Origin of the sequence: Simplicispira sp. 125 (genome assembly GCF_003096555.1) — a bacterium.
Lineage (GTDB): Bacteria > Pseudomonadota > Gammaproteobacteria > Burkholderiales > Burkholderiaceae_C > Simplicispira.
The window spans coordinates 3,885,763-3,904,587 of record NZ_QEKM01000001.1 but is presented as its reverse complement, the minus strand read 5'-3'; the positions used below and the strand labels follow the sequence as shown (position 1 = coordinate 3,904,587).

General features: G+C 64.0%; 18 protein-coding genes. 3 read left to right on the top strand and 15 right to left on the bottom strand.

Features of this window, described 5'->3' with window-relative positions:
- Positions 1 to 5: 5 nt before the first annotated feature.
- The 6 genes from C8D04_RS18235 to C8D04_RS18210 all read right to left on the bottom strand — a co-directional run bounded on the left by C8D04_RS18235 (position 6) and on the right by C8D04_RS18210 (position 5,829).
- Entirely contained in the window at positions 6 to 1,007 is a 1,002-nt protein-coding gene (locus C8D04_RS18235; protein WP_165829112.1) for a DUF3426 domain-containing protein, read from the bottom strand.
- A gap of 569 nt (positions 1,008 to 1,576) precedes the next feature.
- On the bottom strand, positions 1,577 to 2,464 hold the full coding sequence (gene prmA, locus C8D04_RS18230; RefSeq protein WP_116002976.1) for a 50S ribosomal protein L11 methyltransferase: 888 nt from the start codon (positions 2,462 to 2,464) through the stop codon (positions 1,577 to 1,579).
- 71 nt (positions 2,465 to 2,535) lie between these two features.
- Positions 2,536 to 3,885: an acetyl-CoA carboxylase biotin carboxylase subunit gene (gene accC / locus C8D04_RS18225; protein WP_116002975.1), complete on the bottom strand. Its 1,350-nt coding sequence runs from the start codon at positions 3,883 to 3,885 to the stop codon at positions 2,536 to 2,538.
- 174 nt (positions 3,886 to 4,059) lie between these two features.
- Positions 4,060 to 4,506, bottom strand: a complete 447-nt coding sequence (gene accB / locus C8D04_RS18220) for an acetyl-CoA carboxylase biotin carboxyl carrier protein (protein WP_116002974.1) — start codon at positions 4,504 to 4,506, stop codon at positions 4,060 to 4,062.
- 136 nt (positions 4,507 to 4,642) lie between these two features.
- A complete protein-coding gene (locus tag C8D04_RS18215) occupies positions 4,643 to 5,194 on the bottom strand; it encodes a TlpA disulfide reductase family protein (RefSeq protein WP_116002973.1) in 552 nt (183 codons plus the stop codon).
- 41 nt (positions 5,195 to 5,235) lie between these two features.
- On the bottom strand, positions 5,236 to 5,829 hold the full coding sequence (locus C8D04_RS18210; RefSeq protein WP_116002972.1) for a hypothetical protein: 594 nt from the start codon (positions 5,827 to 5,829) through the stop codon (positions 5,236 to 5,238).
- A gap of 198 nt (positions 5,830 to 6,027) precedes the next feature.
- On the opposite strand from C8D04_RS18210, the gene mpl reads away from it, so the two are divergent.
- The gene (gene mpl, locus C8D04_RS18205) at positions 6,028 to 7,464 is read left to right on the top strand and encodes a UDP-N-acetylmuramate:L-alanyl-gamma-D-glutamyl-meso-diaminopimelate ligase (protein ID WP_116002971.1); all 1,437 of its coding nucleotides are present in this window, start codon (positions 6,028 to 6,030) and stop codon (positions 7,462 to 7,464) included.
- A 94-nt stretch (positions 7,465 to 7,558) separates the two neighbouring features.
- On the opposite strand, the gene C8D04_RS18200 is transcribed toward mpl, so the two are convergent.
- From C8D04_RS18200 to C8D04_RS18175, 6 genes are all read right to left on the bottom strand, one after another.
- Positions 7,559 to 7,870, bottom strand: a complete 312-nt coding sequence (locus tag C8D04_RS18200) for a hypothetical protein (RefSeq protein WP_116002970.1) — start codon at positions 7,868 to 7,870, stop codon at positions 7,559 to 7,561.
- A gap of 116 nt (positions 7,871 to 7,986) precedes the next feature.
- Positions 7,987 to 9,120: a 3-deoxy-7-phosphoheptulonate synthase gene (locus tag C8D04_RS18195; protein WP_116002969.1), complete on the bottom strand. Its 1,134-nt coding sequence runs from the start codon at positions 9,118 to 9,120 to the stop codon at positions 7,987 to 7,989.
- Between the two features lie 199 nt (positions 9,121 to 9,319).
- Positions 9,320 to 9,856 (bottom strand): hypothetical protein, encoded by a 537-nt coding sequence (locus C8D04_RS18190; RefSeq protein WP_116002968.1) that lies wholly within the window; start codon positions 9,854 to 9,856, stop codon positions 9,320 to 9,322.
- Between the two features lie 91 nt (positions 9,857 to 9,947).
- Positions 9,948 to 11,432, bottom strand: coding sequence for a metalloprotease TldD (gene tldD / locus C8D04_RS18185; RefSeq protein WP_116002967.1), 1,485 nt, complete (start codon positions 11,430 to 11,432; stop codon positions 9,948 to 9,950).
- A gap of 51 nt (positions 11,433 to 11,483) precedes the next feature.
- A complete protein-coding gene (gene rodA / locus C8D04_RS18180; protein WP_116002966.1) occupies positions 11,484 to 12,656 on the bottom strand; it encodes a rod shape-determining protein RodA in 1,173 nt (390 codons plus the stop codon).
- Positions 12,657 to 12,713: 57 nt separating this feature from the next.
- Positions 12,714 to 15,158, bottom strand: a complete 2,445-nt coding sequence (locus tag C8D04_RS18175; RefSeq protein ID WP_116002965.1) for a serine/threonine protein kinase — start codon at positions 15,156 to 15,158, stop codon at positions 12,714 to 12,716.
- Positions 15,159 to 15,275: 117 nt separating this feature from the next.
- On the opposite strand from C8D04_RS18175, the gene C8D04_RS18170 reads away from it, so the two are divergent.
- The gene (locus C8D04_RS18170; protein ID WP_116002964.1) at positions 15,276 to 15,875 is read left to right on the top strand and encodes a YqiA/YcfP family alpha/beta fold hydrolase; all 600 of its coding nucleotides are present in this window, start codon (positions 15,276 to 15,278) and stop codon (positions 15,873 to 15,875) included.
- A 126-nt stretch (positions 15,876 to 16,001) separates the two neighbouring features.
- Here the strand turns inward: C8D04_RS18170 and C8D04_RS18165 are convergent, their stop codons facing one another.
- The 3 genes from C8D04_RS18165 to C8D04_RS18155 all read right to left on the bottom strand — a co-directional run bounded on the left by C8D04_RS18165 (position 16,002) and on the right by C8D04_RS18155 (position 17,872).
- Complete coding sequence (locus C8D04_RS18165; protein ID WP_116002963.1) at positions 16,002 to 16,412, bottom strand: c-type cytochrome; 411 nt, start codon at positions 16,410 to 16,412, stop codon at positions 16,002 to 16,004.
- Positions 16,409 to 17,002: a ferritin-like domain-containing protein gene (locus C8D04_RS18160; RefSeq protein WP_116002962.1), complete on the bottom strand. Its 594-nt coding sequence runs from the start codon at positions 17,000 to 17,002 to the stop codon at positions 16,409 to 16,411. Before C8D04_RS18160 ends, C8D04_RS18165 begins: the two co-directional genes overlap by 4 nt.
- Positions 17,003 to 17,152: 150 nt before the next feature.
- Positions 17,153 to 17,872, bottom strand: coding sequence for an RNA polymerase sigma factor (locus C8D04_RS18155; RefSeq protein ID WP_116002961.1), 720 nt, complete (start codon positions 17,870 to 17,872; stop codon positions 17,153 to 17,155).
- A 153-nt stretch (positions 17,873 to 18,025) separates the two neighbouring features.
- On the opposite strand from C8D04_RS18155, the gene C8D04_RS18150 reads away from it, so the two are divergent.
- Positions 18,026 to 18,787: a metallophosphoesterase gene (locus C8D04_RS18150; protein ID WP_116002960.1), complete on the top strand. Its 762-nt coding sequence runs from the start codon at positions 18,026 to 18,028 to the stop codon at positions 18,785 to 18,787.
- The last annotated feature ends 38 nt before the right edge of the window (positions 18,788 to 18,825 follow it).

The window sequence follows — 18,825 nt, the reverse complement described above, 5'->3', positions numbered from 1 at the left end:
GCCGTTCAGGGATAAAAAGCCAGCACCCGGTAACCCGTGATGCGGACACCGCCCGATGCCAGAAGAATCGCCGTGGTCGCACTCCACTCTCCTTGCGCCGCCAGTTCAGCGGGCGCGGAAAGCTCTGAGGGCGGCAAGACACGACGCACAATCGGCTGATTCTGCGTATCAGTCAGCGTCAGTTCGATGGCTGGCGTTTCTACCGGCATACGTGCGCGGCTCTTCAAGGTCAGGGAAAACTGGTATTCATCGCCGCGCACTTTGTGGAAGGACGATCCATCCACGTCCACCGCTGCAATCTGGCGGTAATGCCCCACAGAGCATTGCAGCGGGCGGCACAAGGCATCCAGCGAAGCCTTGGCCTGCGGCCAGGATGCCGCGATGAAATGGCGCTCGTGCACGGCGACCTGGAGCAGCAGCGCGCAAAGCAGACACACACTCAGCAAGGCCAACCCCATACGCACCAGCGGTTTACGCCAGAACGCCTTGCGCCGGGCCGCCCGCATAAAAGAAAGCTCTCCAGCAGATGCGTTGTCTCCCGGCTCCGCTATATCCTGCATGTCCGCAGGCATGGCCTGGCGCAGTGGATCCTCCTCCACCGGCAGATCAAGGTGGTCTGCTTCTTCGACTGCCGCACCCCCCTCCTCTGATGCCAGACTCCTCGGGATATCAGGCAGCAAGGGTGCCGGCTCCTTGGAAATCGAGGTCACCGCCGCAGCAGGCGACACCGGCCCATCCACCGATGCCTTTGCCGCCTGCAGTGCCTCGCGCTGCAGGAGCACATCATGAAGAGCATCGCGCAATGCCCGCTCAATCGGTGGTGGCTCTGGCTCTGGTGTCTGCGCCAACGACGCCACTGCAGGCTCGGGAGGCAACGCTTTCGGCCAATCCGCATCGGGCTCCATCCCAAATTCGGTCTCTTGCCACTCAGGCGTGGGCAGTTCATAGCCCGGTGGTTCTTCCTCAGACGACGCCGCAGGCTCAAAATCAATGGCGGGCCAATCCATCGCAGCAGACTTGGTTTCAGCCAATGCCGGGGACGCCGATGGCGATGGTGCAACACGTTCTGGCGGCAGAGTGAACGGCTCAGGTACAACGGTTGTGCGCGCCCGGCCAAAAATATCGGTCCCAGCCTGCCCTGGCAAAGGCTCCAAGGCAAGAAACGGCGGCACACCGGGCTCCGGCACCTTTAAAACAGCAGACGTATCAACCTGCGCCTGCGTCCGTTCGGACGCCAGAGGCGCAGAAAACTGGGCAGGTAAGGCCTGCGCCCGGCTGCTTCTTTCAGGCGGCGCCGCAGTGGGGCCCCATGTTTTTGCAGCGCTCTCGGCGCGTCGCACCGGTTGTGGCGGTGCGCGCAGCTTGTCCAGCGCGAGATCCGGCATAAGTGCCGCGGGGGGCTGTGCTTGCAGATACGCAGCGGCGTCAAAAACCTGCTTGCAATGCCCGCAACGCACCCACCCGTCAGAGATGCGCAACTGATCGGCAACGACCTTGAACATCGTCGCGCAAGACGGGCAGCGGGTGATCTGGCTCATGCGCTGTGGATTGTAGAGTGGACCACGCCGCGCTCGCGCTAGCGCGACGCGGTCATAAGAATCCAGCCATCTTCACAGTCTGCCACCGCGAGGGACAGCCAGGGCGCATAGGCCTCCTGCAGCTCTTGCGCCTGGCGCTCCAGAATTCCAGCCAGCACCAAATGCCCTCCTTGCGCCACATGGCTGCACAAGAGAGGAGCCAGCACACGCAGGGGTGTCGCCAGAATGTTGGCCAGCACGGTCTGGTAGTGACCCTGCGCTTTGTCTGGAAGTCCGGCGCGCATCTGCACACCATTGGCCTGGGCATTGAGTGCGGCAGATTCCACTGCGGCCGGATCAATATCCACCGCATCAATGTCGGTGGCGCCAAACTTGGCCGCCCCGATGGCCAGGATGCCCGAGCCACAGCCATAGTCCAGCACGCGCCCCAGCGCACCTGCGGCTCCGTGGTGGGCGATCCAGCGCAGGCACATGCGCGTGGTGGGATGCGTGCCCGTGCCAAAAGCCAACCCAGGATCGAGGCGGATGATGCGACGTGCCTGCTCTGGCGGCTCATGCCAAGTCGGCACGATCCAGAAATCTGCAGTGATCTCGACGGGCGTGAATTGCGATTGGGTCAACCGCACCCAATCCTGGTCGGCCAAAGCCGTCACCTGGCAGGCTTCGCAACCAGCAAAAAAATCCTGCGCCTCCAGCAAACGCTGCGCGTCCTGCGCACCGGCTTCGGTCGCAAACAGCGCGACCACACGGCTGCGCTGCCAGCCTTCGCTCGGTGGAGGCATGCCAGGCTCGCCGAACAAGGCCTGCTCGGCATCGGTCTGCGCATCGGCATCTTCGACCGAAACACTGAGCGCATCCAGCGCATCCAGCGCTTCGCTCAGGACTTCGACCCGGTCTTGCGGACACATCAGGCTGAGTTCAAACATGGCTTCGCGCCTCCCATACGGACAAAGGGCGCGGTATGCGCGCCCTTCAGGTTGTTCAGAAACTGACGGCCTCAGCGCTGGCGCTGGGACAGCCACTCTTCAAGATAGTGAATATTGGTGCCGCCGTCCATGAACTTGGCGTCCACCATGAGTTCACGGTGCAACGGCACATTGGTATTGATGCCTTCGATCACTGTTTCGGACAAAGCCGTGCGCATGCGCGCCAAGGCCTGCTCGCGCGTGTCGCCATGGACAATGATCTTGCCAATCATCGAATCGTAGTTGGGCGGCACAAAGTAATTCGTGTAAATGTGCGAGTCCACCCGCACCCCAGGCCCACCGGGCGCGTGCCATTTCGTAATGCGCCCTGGCGAAGGAATGAACTTGTAGGGGTCTTCGGCATTGATGCGGCACTCAATGGCGTGACCGCGGATCTGGATCTGGCGCTGCGTGAAAGGCAGTTTCTCGCCCGCCGCCACCATGATCTGCGTGCGCACGATATCCACACCCGTAATCCATTCGGTAACCGGGTGCTCCACTTGTACGCGCGTGTTCATTTCAATGAAATAGAACTCGCCGTTTTCGTACAAAAACTCGAACGTACCCGCGCCCCGATAGCCGATTTTTTTGCAAGCTGCCACGCAGCGGTCACCGATACGGTCAATGAGCCGACGCGGAATACCCGGCGCCGGCGCTTCCTCAATCACCTTCTGGTGACGGCGCTGCATGGAGCAGTCGCGCTCGCCCAGATACACCGCGTTGCGGTGTTTGTCGGCCAGGATCTGAATCTCGATGTGGCGCGGGTTTTGCAGGAATTTTTCCATGTACACCGCAGGATTGCCAAACGCGGCACCCGCTTCGGCTTTGGTCATCTGCACCGCATTGACCAGCGCGGCCTCGGTATGCACCACGCGCATGCCGCGCCCACCACCACCGCCCGCGGCCTTGATGATGACCGGGTAGCCCACTGCTTTGGCAATACGGCGGATCTGCACCGGATCGTCCGGCAGTTCACCGTCAGAACCGGGCACGCAGGGCACGCCCGCCTTGATCATGGCCTGCTTGGCAGACACCTTGTCGCCCATGGTGCGGATGTTTTCGGGCGTAGGGCCAATAAACTGGAAACCACTCTTTTCCACGCGCTCGGCAAAATCGGCGTTTTCACTGAGAAAACCGTAGCCCGGGTGGATCGCCTCGGCATCCGTCACCTCGGCCGCCGAGATGATGGCCGGCATGTTCAGATAACTCAGCGGGGACGGCGCAGGGCCGATGCACACAGCCTCTTCGGCCAGCTTGACGTATTTGGCGTCGCGGTCGGCCTCGGAATACACCATCACGGCCTTGATGCCAAGTTCATGGCAGGCGCGCTGGATTCGAAGGGCGATTTCGCCGCGATTGGCGACCAGGATCTTTTTAAACATGTTGTTTGCCCACAATGAGACACGATGCGTGCAGCGCTTGAAACTGACGCGGCCAGCGCCAGCATCCGCCGCGCAAGGGCCGCCCCGCCGCGCTGGCGGTGTCCACCTTCCCGCAGTGCGCAGCCCTGCGAGGGAAGGGGGAAGCGGCGAAGCCGCTCAAGGGGTTGTTCTCTCTCACTCGATCACGAACAAGGGCTGGCCGTATTCCACGGCCTGGCCGTTTTCACCCAGGATGCGTGTGACGGTGCCGGACTTGTCGGCCTCAATCTCGTTGAGAATCTTCATGGCCTCGATAATGCAGATGGTCTCGCCTTCCTTGACTTGGCTGCCCACATCGACAAAGGCCTTGGCGCCAGGACTGGAGGCGCGGTAGAAAGTCCCCACCATGGGCGACTTCACCACATGGCCCGCGGGCTCAACGGGCGCCGGCAGCTCGGCAACCGGGGCTACGCCCGCAGGCTGGGCCGGCGCGGGAGCCATGGGCGCTGGTGCATACTGCTGCACCACGGTTCCGCCGCTCTTGACAATGCGGACCTTGCCCTCGGCTTCGGTGATTTCGAGTTCAGACACATTCGACTCGGACACCAGGTCGATGAGGGTCTTGAGTTTTCGCAAATCCATGAGAGCTCCAACAGCTAAAAACTGAACAGGGCGCGAATTTACTCCAATTTCACCCTTTTTTATCCTTTCCCCAGCAATTTCCATCAATTGACCGCAACGGTCCGGGTCAAAAATCTATGGTTCCGACTGAAACGCCTCATATCAGCCGGGACCACTGGCGCAAATTCTCCGGTGTTACCTGTCCGATCTTACGGTGAAGAATACGCCCATCGGCCGCGAACAACACAGTGAAAGGCAAGCCGCCCCCCAGATTTCCCAGCGACCGCGACAAATCGGTTCCGCCCAGGCCCGCCATGGCAATCGGAAAATCCAGTGGCGTGCGCTCCAGAAAACCCCGCACCGCCGATGGTTGATCGACGGCAACACCCATCACTTGCCAGCCTTTGGCCGCATTTTCGCGGTAAAACCCGTTCAACAGAGGCAACTCGGCGATACAAGGAGGACACCAGGTGGCCCAAAAATTGAGCAGCAAAGGCTTACCCTTGAATGCCGCCGCAGCCAGAGGTTGACCCGCCGGCGTCTCAAAAGACAAGTCCCAGAAAGCCTGACTGGCATCCGAAGCTTCTGCAAAGGACTGGTTTCGCCACCACGACCACCCCCCGCCTGCGGCCGCCGCTGCGGCAGCGACCCCGGCATACAGCCACAGATGGCGGCGCCTGGAAACAGCGCCCGCAGGGGCTTTCGACATTTCAGGCGCATCAGCGCCCGGCGGCACGGGAAGAGGATTCGTCACTGATCAAGCTCCAAAAGCAGGCGCACGGCAGCCGTATCCCCACGGGGCGAGCGCCCCCGGGCATCGGGCCGCAAGGCACCGCGCAAATCATCCAGGTCGTAGATCAAAAGGTGTACACCCACCACAATCTCCAGCTCGCGGGACAAACTTCCCACACTCAGGGCTTCAACAGGTTTGCCATGCAGGCCCGGCACGGTGCTGGGTTCATAGTTCACACCATGGTCAATCAACGCTATTTCTGCTGATTTTGAATCATCGCAAAACAATTGCAGGTAAATATCGGACATTTGCGTCGCCGTACCATGCCACACAGCCCCCCCCAGATGCGGGCGAAAAGCCGCCATACGCTCCATCCATAACAATGCCAGGCGCCGCAGAGCGCGCAATTCGGCTGGCTGCGACTCCGCACAAAACAGCGCGATATGCTCCCGCACAGCGTCTTCGACCTGCTCGTTAGTGGGCAGCGGTGTGCGCGAAGGCAGCGCGAGCTGCTTGACGGCGCTGCGCTTGGCGGGGCCGTATTCCAGTCCTTCTTCCACCACCAGGCGGGCAGCAGCTTGGGAAATTTCAATGGAAAGGGTTGATAACATGGAGCGGATCTCTGATCGCATTGTGACCGGAACCCACCCCGCGCCCTTCGCAAACACCCAGCACCCCTGTGCATTGCAGGCCCTTGGCCTTGCCCCATCAGGCTACTACCCAACGGAAAGCTCTGCTTTTAATAGCTGGCTACGCTTGCTGAATAAGCCCTACAGCCCGTTTTTGCCATCGCTTTAGAATCGGCACCCATGCATATACACATTCTGGGCATCTGCGGCACCTTCATGGGCGGCTTGGCCGCGCTTGCACGCGCGGCAGGCCACAAGGTGACCGGCTGCGACGCCGGCGTCTATCCCCCCATGAGCGACCAGTTGCGTGCGCTCGGCATCGAACTGATCGAGGGCTATGGCGCCGACCAGATGGCACTGCAGCCTGATATGTTCGTCGTGGGCAACGTGGTCAGCCGCGTCCGCCTGACCGATGGCAGTCCCAAGTTTCCCCTGATGGAAGCCATCCTGGACACGGGCAGCCCCTACACCAGCGGGCCACAGTGGCTGGCCGAACATGTCTTGCAGGGGCGCCATGTGTTGGCCGTGGCAGGCACGCATGGCAAGACCACTACCACCTCAATGCTGGCCTGGATTCTGGAATGCGCTGGGCTGGAGCCTGGTTTTCTGGTGGGCGGCGTACCGCTGGATTTTGGTGTTTCCGCGCGCCTGGGTGCCGCCACACGCCCCGTGCCTGGCACCGGCCCGATGGGCTCCGCGCCGCTGTTCGTCATCGAGGCCGATGAATACGATACGGCCTTTTTCGACAAGCGCAGCAAGTTCGTGCATTACCGTCCACGCACGGCCGTACTGAACAACCTGGAGTTTGATCACGCCGACATCTTTGATGATCTGGCTGCCATCGAGCGCCAATTCCACCATTTGGTCCGCACCGTGCCGCCGTCGGGCTGCGTTGTCGTCAATGGCCTGGAGGAAAGCCTGGTGCGCGTGCTGCACCAGGGCTGCTGGAGCGACGTGCGCAGCTTTGGCGCTGCCGTGAGCGATTTTGCCGCCCAGGGCGAACCTGGTGCTTTTGATGTCATGCACCATGGGACATGCGTCGCCCGTGTGGAATGGAACCTCACGGGAACCCACAACCAGCTCAACGCCTTGGCGGCCATCGCAGCGGCGCACCACGTAGGCGTTGCGCCCGCCGTGGCCGCGGCGGCCCTGGCCCGGTTCCAGAATGTGCGGCGGCGCATGGAACTGCGCGGCACGGTGCGCGGCATTGCGGTGTACGACGACTTTGCCCACCACCCTACCGCCCTGCGCACCACGCTCGATGGCCTGCGCCGCAGCGTGGGCACGAACGCACGCATCCTGGCGGTCTTCGAGCCGCGCAGTAACACCATGAAGCTGGGCACCATGAAGTCCCAGCTGCCCTGGGCACTAGAAAGCGCCAACCTGGCGTTTTGCCACACCGCTGGGCTGGACTGGGACGCCGCCGCCGCACTGGCGCCCATGGGCACCGGACCGCAAGGACGGGCACGCACCGCGGCCACGCTGGACGAACTGGTGCAGCAGATCGCGCAGGCGGCACGGCCTGGCGATCACATCGTCTGCATGAGCAACGGCGCCTTTGGCGGCGTGCACGAGCGCCTGCTGAAGGCGCTGGCCGCTGGGTCACCAGGGGAATAGGGTGAACGCAACAGTAAAACTGCCTGCACGGCAATTTTACTATTTATTTTATAGCTGCTAGCGCTTTACCAGCAAGCGCTACAGCCTGTTTTCATCAATAATTGATAGTCATGGACTGAACATCCACGCGCACCACGGGCCGTGCCAAGGCAGCGCTGGTGGCACGGGCAAAGTCGGCCATCCACGCCCGATCGCCCAACATGGACGCTCCGGCAGCGGCGGCCACGGTCAGCACCTTGTCGGCCATCAGCACCTTGCCGCTGGCGCGCAAGGGCTCGCATTCCATGCGAATGAATTCGTCGTCCAACCAACGCCGCGCATCCTCGTGCGCCATAGGCTCAACGCCATCAAGCTCGAAGCGGAATTCCTGGCTGGGATCGAGGGAGACCGTCACTACGCTGTGCATCAGGTTGCCTTTCTTTGTCGGGAGAGAGTGCCGCGCACACTGCACGGCCTAAGTTGCAAGCTTATTCCATTTTCAGACCCGCCACGGACACTGCACCGACAGGCACTGAAGTGAAATTACGCCTTCGCCAGATCCCTGCGTACCTGCACAGCCGCCGACAACTCGCCCAGGCAGCGCAGGGAATCATCCCAGCCCAGGCAAGCATCGGTGATGCTTTTGCCGTATTCCAGCGCACCGGGCAACTCCTTTCCGGGCGAGAATTTCTGCGCTCCGGCGACCAGGTGGCTCTCGATCATCAGGCCGAACACACTGCGCGATCCACCCTTGATCTGGTCGGCGATGTCGCGCGCCACGTCCCGCTGCTTCTCATGCTGCTTGCTGCTGTTGGCATGGCTGCAGTCCACCATCAGGGTGGCGGGCAGCTTGGCGGCCTCCAGGTCCTTGCAGGCGGCTGCGACGCTGGCGGCGTCGTAGTTGGGCGCCTTGCCGCCACGCAAAATCACGTGGCAGTCTTTGTTGCCTTTGGTGTTGACGATGGCGACCTGGCCATTCTTGTGCACCGACAGGAAGTGGTGACCCCGGCTGGCCGACTGGATGGCGTCGGTGGCGATGCGGATATTGCCATCGGTGCCGTTCTTGAAGCCGATGGGCGCCGACAAGCCCGAGGCCAGTTCGCGGTGCACCTGGCTCTCCGTGGTGCGTGCGCCGATAGCGCCCCAAGAAATCAGATCCCCGATGTACTGGGGCGAGATCACGTCCAAAAATTCGCTGCCTGCGGGCACGCCCAAGCGATTGATTTCGATGAGCAGCTGGCGCGCAATGCGCAAGCCCTCGTCAATACGGTAGCTCTCGTCCAGGTAGGGGTCGTTGATGAGGCCCTTCCAGCCGACTGTGGTGCGCGGCTTCTCGAAGTAAACGCGCATCACGATCTCCAGCGTGTCCTTGTACTGCTCGCGTGCAACCTGCAGACGGCGGGCATAGTCCAGCGCGGCGGCAGGGTCGTGTATCGAGCACGGCCCGATGACGACGAGCAGGCGGTCGTCTTTGCCCGCGATGATGTTGTGGATGGCCTTGCGGGTCTGGGTGATCAGCGTTTCCACCGGCGTACCGCTGATGGGAAAAAAGCGGATCAGGTGCTCGGGAGGAGGCAACACAGTGATGTCCTTGATACGTTCGTCGTCGGTCTGGCTGGTTTTCTCGACGCTGCGGTACCAGGCATCAGTGCTGGCAGGAAGGGACATGGCTGTCATGGGGTGCTTTCTCTCGGAAGGTTTGAAAAAAAGGGCTGAAAACAAAAAACCGCCGGGCTTTGCAGCATCGGCGGTTGGGTGGGAAGTATTCAGGTGCTTGCGCGCTTGCCTCTCATCCGCCAGGGACCGAGAACCAGAACCAAAAATAAAAAGCGCAGGGCATGTGCATTCGCACAATGTAGCACATTTGTTCCAGACCTCAGCGGCGCGCGCGACGCCACCAGTCCAGTGCCCGTGTCCACGGGTTGCGGGGCCGACGTTCCGACGGAGGCGGTTCGCTGTGGGCCTGCCCGCCCTGCTCGTACATGTCGATGAGCAGCAGGCCTTCGCCCAGCGTCCGCCAGGCCAGCAGTTCCATCCGATCAAACCCAGCGCCTTCGTCCGGGCGGCGCTGCTCCAGCGTCTTATGCCACGCTTCAACGGCGCGGCGCAGTTCACGCAAGGCGCTCTGGTAGGCGCCAAACTCATACAACGAATGCCAGGCGGAGCCCAGCCCAGTGAGAAATAGCTGGTGCGCCCGCACGCCCTGCACCAGTGCGGCCGCATGGCGAGTGATGCTGGCAGCATCGTCTCGCGCACGGCGCGTGCGCACCGCTACGTCGACCGCTTGCGCCAGCACGACCATGCTGTCCCGCATCTGGCGCGATTCCTCATCCGCCACGCCTTCGCGCAGGAAGCGGCTGATGTCGCCAAACGACTGGATCGTCAGTTGAGAGAGGGGGCGCGTCAAGGCCATACGCACCATTGTGCGACGCCTACCCCGATTGTGCTCATGCCGCTACGGAGTCGCTTGCAGCACCGTGTCCGGCGCGCAACGCGGCAGCCAGTCAGGCCGTGCCGCCCACTGTCAGGCCATCAATGCGCAAGGTGGGCTGGCCCACGCCCACGGGCACGCTCTGACCCTCCTTGCCACAGGTCCCCACACCGCTGTCCAGCCGCATGTCGTTGCCGATCATGCCCACCCGCTTGAGACATTCAGGGCCGCTACCAACGATGGTGGCCCCTTTGACGGGATAGAGAATTTTTCCGTTTTCCACCCAGTAGGCTTCACTGGCCGAGAACACGAACTTGCCGGAGGTGATGTCCACCTGCCCGCCGCCGAAATTGGTGGCGTACAGGCCCTTCTTGATGCTGGCCACGATCTCCTGCGGATCCTTGTCGCCACCCAGCATGTAGGTGTTGGTCATGCGTGGCATGGGGATATGCGCATAGCTTTCGCGGCGGCCGTTGCCGGTGGGCGCCACGCCCATCAGGCGGGCGTTGAGCGCGTCCTGGATGTAGCCCTTGAGAATGCCATCCTCGATCAGCACATTGCGCTGGCTGGTGTTGCCTTCGTCGTCCACGTTGAGCGAACCTCGGCGGTCGGTCAGCGTGCCGTCATCGAGCACCGTCACACCCTTGGCCGCCACGCGCTGACCGATACGGCCGCTAAAGGCACTCGACCCCTTGCGGTTGAAGTCGCCCTCCAAACCGTGGCCAATGGCCTCGTGCAGCAGGATGCCAGGCCATCCGGGGCCAAGCACCACGGTCATCTCGCCAGCGGGTGCGGGGCGCGATTCGAGGTTGACAAGCGCCGCGTGCACGGCTTCGTTCACGTACTGGGCGATCTGCTGGTCATCAAAGTAATCGAGCCCGAAGCGCCCGCCACCGCCAGCCGATCCCACCTCGCGGCGGCCACCCTGCTCTGCGATCACCGTGATCGACAAGCGCACCAGGGGCCGTACATCGGCGGCCAGGGTGCCATCGGCACGGGCGACCAGCACCACATCGTATTCACTGGCCAGCCCGGCCATGACCTGCGCCACGCGCGGGTCCTTGGCACGGGCCAGTTGCTCCGCTTTTTCCAGCAAGGCGACCTTGGCCGTGCTGTCCAGCGAGGCGATGGGATCCAAGCCGGCGTAGAGTTTGCGGCTTTTTGCTATTTTTGTGGTAGCTACTCGCGCTTTACCACTTTGCCTTGCGGCCGAAATAGACCGCACAGTGCGGGCCGCATCGAGCAAGGAGGCCTCAGAGATATCGTCGGAATAGGCAAAGGCGGTCTTCTCACCACTGACGGCGCGCACCCCCACGCCCTGGTCGATGGAGAACGAGCCAGTTTTGACAATGCCTTCCTCCAGGCTCCAGCCTTCGCTGCGCGTGTACTGGAAATACAGGTCGGCGTCGTCCACCTGGTGGGCGCGAATCTCGCCCAGCGCGCGCGCCAGGTGGCTTTCATCCAGGCCGAAGGGCGCCAGCAACAGCTGGCGTGCAATGTCGATACGCTGGGCAGTGGGCGCGCGCTGCGGCGCGCCGGTAGGGGAGCGAAGGGTCATGCCGGGATTCTAGAACCTGTTGAAGAAACCGGTACCTGCACCGGTGCAGGGTCAGCCCACAGACCGGGCTTGCTGCACTGGCGAGCGCTGCGCGCGCACGATGGACATCAGGATGCCCAGAGCCAGTCCCAGCGTAACCATGGCCGTTCCGCCATAGCTGACAAAGGGCAACGGCACCCCCACCACCGGCAAGATGCCGCTGACCATGCCCATGTTCACAAAGGCATAGGTGAAGAAAATCATGGACACCGCGCCCGCCATCAGGCGACCAAAAAGCGTGCCCGCTCCCATGGCAATGGCCAGGCCCCGCCACACCAGGAACAGAAAACACACGATCAGGAACAGATTTCCCAGCAGGCCAAATTCTTCGGAAAAAGCGGCAAAGATGAAGTCGGTAGTGCGCTCGGGAATAAATTCAAGGTGCGTCTGGGTGCCCGCCATGAAGCCCTTGCCAAACACCCCGCCTGAGCCGATGGCGATCATGCCCTGGATGATGTGAAAGCCTTTGCCCAGCGGGTCGCGCGTGGGGTCCAGCAGCGTGCAGATGCGCTGCTGCTGGTAGTCGTGCAGCACCGACCAACGCACTCCGTCCGCACACAGTTGCGGCTCAAAACCGACGATCAGCGCAATGCCCACGGCACCCAACAACACTGGCGGCAACACCAGCTTCCAGGACAGCCCGGCAAAAAAGATGACCGACAACCCGGCCGCCAACACCAGCAGCGAGGTTCCCAGGTCAGGCTGCTTCATGATCAGGCCCACCGGTACGGCCAGCAGCAAAGCCGCCACCCCGAAGTCAAGCGGGCGCAACTGGCCCTCGCGCTTCTGGAACCACCAGGCCAGCATCAGCGGCATGCCGATCTTGAGCAACTCGCTGGGCTGGATGACAACCCCCAGGTTGATCCAGCGCTGCGCCCCTTTCTTGGTAATGCCAAACAGCGCCACGGCCACCAGCAGGGCCACGCCCAGCGTATACACGGGCACGGCCATGACCATCAACTTCTGGGGCGGCACCTGCGCCACCAGGAACAAAATGGTCACCGCAATTAGCATATTGCGGCCATGGTCGGCAAACCGTGTGCCATGGTCATAGCCCGACGAATACATCGCCAGCAGGCCCGCACTGGCCAGCAGCAGAACCACAGCCACCAGCCAGCCATCAAAACCCTGGAAAAGGGGCAAGATGCGCTGCGCGAGGGTGGGTTTGTCAAAAGTGGTCGCCATGGCGCGATTATCGGGTGTGCGCTACCCCCGTTGAGCCTGTCGGTCCAGAGGCGTTGGTCAGCCCGCCTGACGGAACGCCATCACCGCCTGGTTGCGCAGGGTGCGCAGCAACCCCAAAGCCTTGTCGTCCACCACGATGGCGCCCGGATGGGCGTGGTCGGCATAAATCAGCGCAAAAGGCCGCCCCTTCATCTGCAGGGGCAGCAGCAGAAACGTGGGGGCATCCAGGCTACTGCGATACCAGGCGGGCAGCCGGGCCTGCATGCGTGGCTCGGTGGCATCCGCGATCAGGGTATCGGCGCCGCGCAGGCACACGGCGGCAAACAGGTCACCCGGAGTCTTGAGCGGTACGGCCATGGCACGCACCGCCACATCATTACCTTCGCCCAGCCCGAATCGCCCGGTCAGCACGTCGGTCTTGGCATCGCGCAGACAAAACACCATGCGCCGCGCCCCCAGGGCGCGGAACATGGTTTCCAGAATCATGCGCAGCACATCGTTCAGCTTGAACCCCTCGTCCACCATGGCGTTCGTGATGTCCTGGATGCCTGCGGAGAGCACTTCGGCCACCTGCGCCATGGCGGCCGCCCCCCCCGTCGCCTGCAGCACAGCCACCGACAGCGGTTGTGTGGGTTGTGCGTGCAGTTCGTGTGCAGCCAGAGCGTCATCGGGCGCGCCATCGCCCGCCGGGGCAGATGCGGGCAACTGGAGCAAACGGGCCGCAGGCGCGCCGGGCGCCACCCGCAACTCCAGCGCCTCGGCCATGGCGACCAGTTGATGGCGAGCGCGCAAGGTGGCTTCGGCAATGGCCTGCGCAGAAAACCCGAGCGTGCGCGCGTACCGGGCGGCCAGCATCTGCAAGCGCTCCTCGACCTGCCGCACATCGCTCTGCAGCAAGGTGGTGGCCACTTCGTTGGCCGCGCGGGCCACCCAGCGCAGCCGCTCCACACCTTTTTCTGGCGGGCGCATGGGGGGCGACCCCAGGGGCTTGCGAATGCAGCGCTGCAGGGCCTCGGGCAGGCCCCAGACACGTGCCACACCCGCGCCCAGGTCTTCCAGCCCCACACCCAGCACCTGCTGCGCCGCAGACTCCTCGCCGCTCTCGGTGCGACCCGCCGCCACGATGGCGCGGATCTGGCCCGCCTCTTCAGGAAAGTAAAACTCGCACAGCATGCGCCCCAGGTTCTGGAACATGGCGCCAATGAAGGCTTCCTCGGCCTCGGCGGCGGCACCACACAGCTCGGCCGCCACGGACCCGGCCATCATGGCGCGCAAAAATTCCTCACGCATCTGGCTGGCGTGCTGCTGGTCCTGCATGTGGTCCAGCATCACCAGGCTCAGCGCCATGTTGCGTACCGCGTTGAACCCCACCAGGCTGACCGCACGCGAGACGGTGCTCACCGTACCCCGGCTGGCATGGGCAAAGTGCACACTGTTGACCAGCCGCAAGAGCTTGTGCGTGAGCGCCACATCCTTGAGGATTTCGTGCGTCAGATCGCTGATGCTGTCGTCCTCCGAACTGGCCACGCGCTGGATGCGCGCCACCGAGTCGGACAACGCCGGAAAGTCGCTTTTGTGCCGCATGCGCCGCAGCAGAAAATCCAGTGTCGCGTTGCTTGCCGCCGTTGGCGCACTCACCGGCGCCGCCCAGGCGCGCAGCGCGTCGCGGAAGTCCGCCGCCGAGGCATAGCGCGCCAAAGGCTCGCGCGCCAAAGCGCGCCGCAAGATAGCGCGCAGGTTGTCGTCCACGCCCGGCCCCAGGTCGGCGGGCAGTTCCAACGTCTCGTTGGCGATGCGGTAGAGCGCCTGCCAAGTGTCACTCTGGTGGATCAGCGGATGGCCGGTGAGCAACTCCACCAGCACCAGCGCGGCCGAATAAATATCCATGGAAGGCGCGGGCGCAGCCCCGGCCGTGGCCTCGGGCGCCATATAGGCCGGCGTGCCGCTGGCCAGTTGCGCATCGGACGGACTGGCCACGGCCACCGCCAGCCCGAAATCCATCACACGCGCATGGCGATGCGCATCCACCATCACGTTCGACGGCTTGAGGTCGCGGTGCACGATGCCCGCCGCATGGGCCGCCTGCAGGCCGTCGAGCACATCGACCATCAGCGCCACGGCGTCGTGCGGCGCGCAGCGTCCCTGCTGCGCCAGGTGCTCGGCCAGGGTGCAGCCGGGCACGTACTCGAACACGATATAGGGCTGTAGGCCCTGCACATCGGCCTCGAACACCGGCACGATACAGGGGTGCGCCAGCCGCCCCACATGGCGCGCCTCGCGCAGCCAGGTTTCCAGCACCGAGGCGTCCTGGCCCTGCATGGGTGGCATGAGCTTGATAGCCACCAGGCGCTGCAGGCGCGGGTCCTGCGCCAGCCACACCGTGGCCTGCGCGCCCTGGCCCAGCACGCGCTGTAATTCAAACCGTCCCAAAAACGCGGGCTTTTGCCTCCCTCCCCCCGTCACAAGGCGTCGGGCAGTGGAAAGCGGGGAAAAATCAGGCATGGTTTGGGCAGGCAGGATGGGTAGCGCACGCTGCGCTGCCCCGTGCCGCGTATCTTATGCTTACAACCGCCCGTCCGCATGCCGCGATGGCTCCGTTTTTTCCCCGTACATCCCGCCATGAGCACCACCACCCACCTCCTGTACCTGCACGGTTTCCGCTCGTCGCCCCAGTCCGCCAAGGCCCGGATGATGGCCGACCATGTGGCACGCCACCACCCCGAAGTGCGCTTCTGGAGCCCCCAGCTTCCGCCCTCGCCGCGCGCCGCCATGGCGCTGGTCGCCCGGGGCATTGCCGACTGGCCACGCACCTCCATGGCCGTGGTGGGCTCGTCACTGGGCGGCTTCTACGCCAGCTGGGTGGCCCGGCATGCAGGCTGCCCTAGCGTACTGCTGAACCCCGCCGTGGACCCCGCGCGCGACCTGGCGCGCCATATCGGAGAGCAGACCGCCTGGCACAACCCGCAGGAGCGCTTCTTCTTCCTGCCGGAGTACGTGGACGAACTCCAGGCGCTGGACCAGCGCGGCCTGGACCCGGGCGGGCCGGAGCTGGCCATCATCGCCAAGGGCGATGAAGTGCTCGATTGGCGCGAAATGGTGGCGCGCTACCCGCAGGCCGAAGTGCACCTGCTCGAAGGCGGCGACCACGCGCTGAGCGATTTCCCCGCGCACCTGGAGACCATTGCACGATTCCTGCAGCTCGCGTCAGGCACCGATTGAACCTTGCAGGCACTGCGCACGCTCAACCACCTGCATGTTTCATGTCTCTACTCCTTATCGTCCATGGATTCCGGCATCCCAGCGGCGCGGCTGCATGCCGGATCGACCCTTGCGCTTGCGGCAGCACTAAGGAACGGGCTTGCACGCCGCGCCGGGCTGCGTGGCCTCCTTCAGCCAGGCGATCAGGTCCGACCGCTCGACGGCGTCCTTCACCCCGGCATAGCCCATGGTGGTTCCAGGCAACGCCTTCATGGGGGCTTTCAAGAAAACGTTGAGCGACTTCTCGTCCCACACCCACGGGCTCTCCCGCATGGCTTTGGAATACGCGTTGTAGCCGGGCGCGGTGCCAGCATGGCGCCCAAACAGCCCGCAGTGCTGGGGGCCCGTCCGGTTGCCCTCGATGGCGTGGCAGGCGGCGCAGCGCGCGTACACCTGCTCACCGCGTGCCAGCGCTGCGGCATCCGGCGCCGCGCTGGCACCGGTGGCGAGCAGGCCGCCCGCCAGCCCCAACGCCACGACAAGCCGGCGCGGCTTCATGACATGAAGGCCGAAGGCACGGGAGCCTCACCCAGGACCTGGCGCAGCACGGCCCAGTGCATGGCCTCGTCGCCCAGGATGCTCGCAGCGACCTGCGCCAGCGCGCGGTCCGCAAACAGGGGCACAGCGCCCAGGTAGGCCGAGATGGCGCCGCGCTCCAGACCCGCTGCAAAGCGCAGCACGTCGGCCTCCACCTTGAGCTTTTCCACGGGGAACTGGTATTTCTCCTTGGCCACCACGGGCTTGCCGCCGAGCTTTTGCACCGTGCTGGCAATGGCCGCCGCATGCTCCTTGTGGTGCCCCTGGAACGCGACGGCCACCGGCAGCACCGCCTTGCTGAGCAGGCCGCTTTCCGCGCCCACCTGGTAGGCCGCCACCGCCTCCAGTTCCGCGCCAAGGGCGGTATTGAGGATGCGCACATCGGCCTCCAGCTCCTGGGCGCTCACCTTGGCACCGGCGGCCAGCGCGTCGCGCCCGCCCAGCAAGGCCACGGCGCTGGCCGACAGCACGGCGGCACCGGATGCCGACATAGCCCGGCGGCGCGAGAGAAACAAGGCCTGCGAGGGGACGTAAATAGAAGGGTTCTTCATGGTTTTCTCCGTGGGTTGATGAACCGTTGCGCCGGCATCTGGAACGGCCGGCAAATTGAATGGGGTGGCTCTGGCCAGGCGCGGCGCTGCAGGCCATACGCGCGGTACGGCCAGACGGGTCGGCGTCGCCAGGGGGTGTTTTGGCTGCGCTCAGTGCCGCGCAATGAGATGGCGCTGCTGCAGCTCGGCCACCACATGGCGCACGACCTGGTCGCAGCGCTCGCCGGCAAAGGCAAAGACGCTTTCGGCATGCGCCTCGATCTGTGCGCCCAGCGCATCGCGCAGCAGGGAGCGGGCGCGCAGGTAGCGGGTCTTGACGACCGCGTCACTCACCTGCAGGCAGTACGCCGCTTCGTCCACGCTCATTTCCTGCACGGCGCGCAGGATGAATACGCTGCGGTAGATGGGCGGCAGCCCCTCGATGGCAGACTGCAGCAGGGCGCGCAGCTCGGTGCGTGCCAGCACGGATTCGGGCGATACGCCCGCAGGAGCGCTAAAGGACATCATGTGCTCCGGAGAAGGCTCGTGGTCCAGATCCTGGGAGTCGAGCGGCACCGACCGGCTGCGCTTGCGCAGCACGTCCAGCGCGATGTTGATGGCAATGCGCGCCATCCAGGTCGCCAGCGATGCGCCCCCCTGAAAATCCCGCAGCCGGGTGAAGGCGCGCAGGTAGGTTTCCTGCACCACGTCCTGCGCCTCCGCATCGTCGGAAACCACCCCGCGCGCTGCGCGGAACAGCACCCGGTTGTGGCGCCGCATGATGGCTTCGAAGGCACTCTGCTCTCCTTGCAGAGCGCTCGCCACCAGCTGCTCGTCGGAACGAGGGGTGGGAACGGTCGGCTGAGCGTTGGCTAGGGAGAAGGACTGCATGGTGGGCTCGCTTTTTTGGGGCTTGTGACCATTGGACGCTGAGGACAGCAAAAAGGTGACAGCCCCCCCGGATATCCGCAATGGCCGCATGCCCCGGCTGGCTTCGGACTCCGGGCCAGAATGGCCTCTGTATCGTTGCCACGGAACCCGCCCATGAAAATCGCCCTGCTCTCCGACCTGCACCTGTCCGTGCAGCCCCTGGAACTGCCGCACACCGACGCCGATGTCGTCGTTCTGGCCGGTGATCTGCAACGCCCTGCGCAAGGCATGGCCTGGGCGCGGCAGTTCAGCCGGCCCACGCTCTACGTCGCTGGCAACCACGAGTTCTATGGCTCCGACCTGGTGAGCACCATGGCTGCCCTGCGCACCGAGGCGCAGGGCAGCCAGGTGCGCGTGCTGGAACGCGAGGAGTGGCGCCATGGCGGCGTGCGCTTTCTGGCCTGCACGCTGTGGTCGGACTACCGGCTGTTCGACTCGCCCGCGCAGCGCGAGGAAGGCTTGCAGAAGGCGCAGGCGTTCGTGCGCGACTTCAGCCGCATCGGTCTGACCCCGGATTTCCCGGACCGCTTTACGCCCGCCGTCTCGCAAATGCTGTTTGACCAGTCCGTCGCCTGGCTCGAAGCACGCTTTGCCGAGCCCTTCGATGGCCCCACGGTCGTGGTCACGCACTTTGCACCCTCCCCCGGCAGCATTGCGCCACAGTTTGTCGGCTCACCGCTGAACGCCTGCTTTGTCTCCAACCTGGAGGCACAAATTTTGCGCTGGCAGCCCCGCCTGTGGCTGCATGGCCATGTACACCACAGCTGCGACTATCGGCTGGGCGCCACGCGCGTAGTAGCCAACCCGCGGGGTTACGCACCCAAGGGCGTGGTGGAAAACGCCCGCTTTGCGCCCGAGATGCTGATCGAGGTGTAGCGCCGACGAGGCCCTTCGAGCATGGGACAATTGCCCCC

Bases quoted from the DNA above. Each gene is read 5' to 3' on its own strand.
- rodA (WP_116002966.1), bottom strand. From the start codon at position 12,656: ATGGCGACCACTTTTGACAAACCCACCCTCGCGCAGCGCATCTTGCCC.
- accB (WP_116002974.1), bottom strand. From the start codon at position 4,506: ATGGATTTGCGAAAACTCAAGACCCTCATCGACCTGGTGTCCGAGTCG.
- C8D04_RS18160 (WP_116002962.1), bottom strand. From the start codon at position 17,002: ATGAAGAACCCTTCTATTTACGTCCCCTCGCAGGCCTTGTTTCTCTCG.
- C8D04_RS18195 (WP_116002969.1), bottom strand. From the start codon at position 9,120: ATGACAGCCATGTCCCTTCCTGCCAGCACTGATGCCTGGTACCGCAGC.
- C8D04_RS18200 (WP_116002970.1), bottom strand. From the start codon at position 7,870: ATGCACAGCGTAGTGACGGTCTCCCTCGATCCCAGCCAGGAATTCCGC.
- mpl (WP_116002971.1), top strand. From the start codon at position 6,028: ATGCATATACACATTCTGGGCATCTGCGGCACCTTCATGGGCGGCTTG.
- C8D04_RS18155 (WP_116002961.1), bottom strand. From the start codon at position 17,872: ATGCAGTCCTTCTCCCTAGCCAACGCTCAGCCGACCGTTCCCACCCCT.
- C8D04_RS18150 (WP_116002960.1), top strand. From the start codon at position 18,026: ATGAAAATCGCCCTGCTCTCCGACCTGCACCTGTCCGTGCAGCCCCTG.
- C8D04_RS18235 (WP_165829112.1), bottom strand. From the start codon at position 1,007: ATGGATTGGCCCGCCATTGATTTTGAGCCTGCGGCGTCGTCTGAGGAA.
- C8D04_RS18170 (WP_116002964.1), top strand. From the start codon at position 15,276: ATGAGCACCACCACCCACCTCCTGTACCTGCACGGTTTCCGCTCGTCG.
- accC (WP_116002975.1), bottom strand. From the start codon at position 3,885: ATGTTTAAAAAGATCCTGGTCGCCAATCGCGGCGAAATCGCCCTTCGA.
- C8D04_RS18215 (WP_116002973.1), bottom strand. From the start codon at position 5,194: ATGTCGAAAGCCCCTGCGGGCGCTGTTTCCAGGCGCCGCCATCTGTGG.
- C8D04_RS18190 (WP_116002968.1), bottom strand. From the start codon at position 9,856: ATGGCCTTGACGCGCCCCCTCTCTCAACTGACGATCCAGTCGTTTGGC.
- C8D04_RS18175 (WP_116002965.1), bottom strand. From the start codon at position 15,158: ATGCCTGATTTTTCCCCGCTTTCCACTGCCCGACGCCTTGTGACGGGG.
- C8D04_RS18210 (WP_116002972.1), bottom strand. From the start codon at position 5,829: ATGTTATCAACCCTTTCCATTGAAATTTCCCAAGCTGCTGCCCGCCTG.
- prmA (WP_116002976.1), bottom strand. From the start codon at position 2,464: ATGTTTGAACTCAGCCTGATGTGTCCGCAAGACCGGGTCGAAGTCCTG.
- C8D04_RS18165 (WP_116002963.1), bottom strand. From the start codon at position 16,412: ATGAAGCCGCGCCGGCTTGTCGTGGCGTTGGGGCTGGCGGGCGGCCTG.
- tldD (WP_116002967.1), bottom strand. From the start codon at position 11,432: ATGACCCTTCGCTCCCCTACCGGCGCGCCGCAGCGCGCGCCCACTGCC.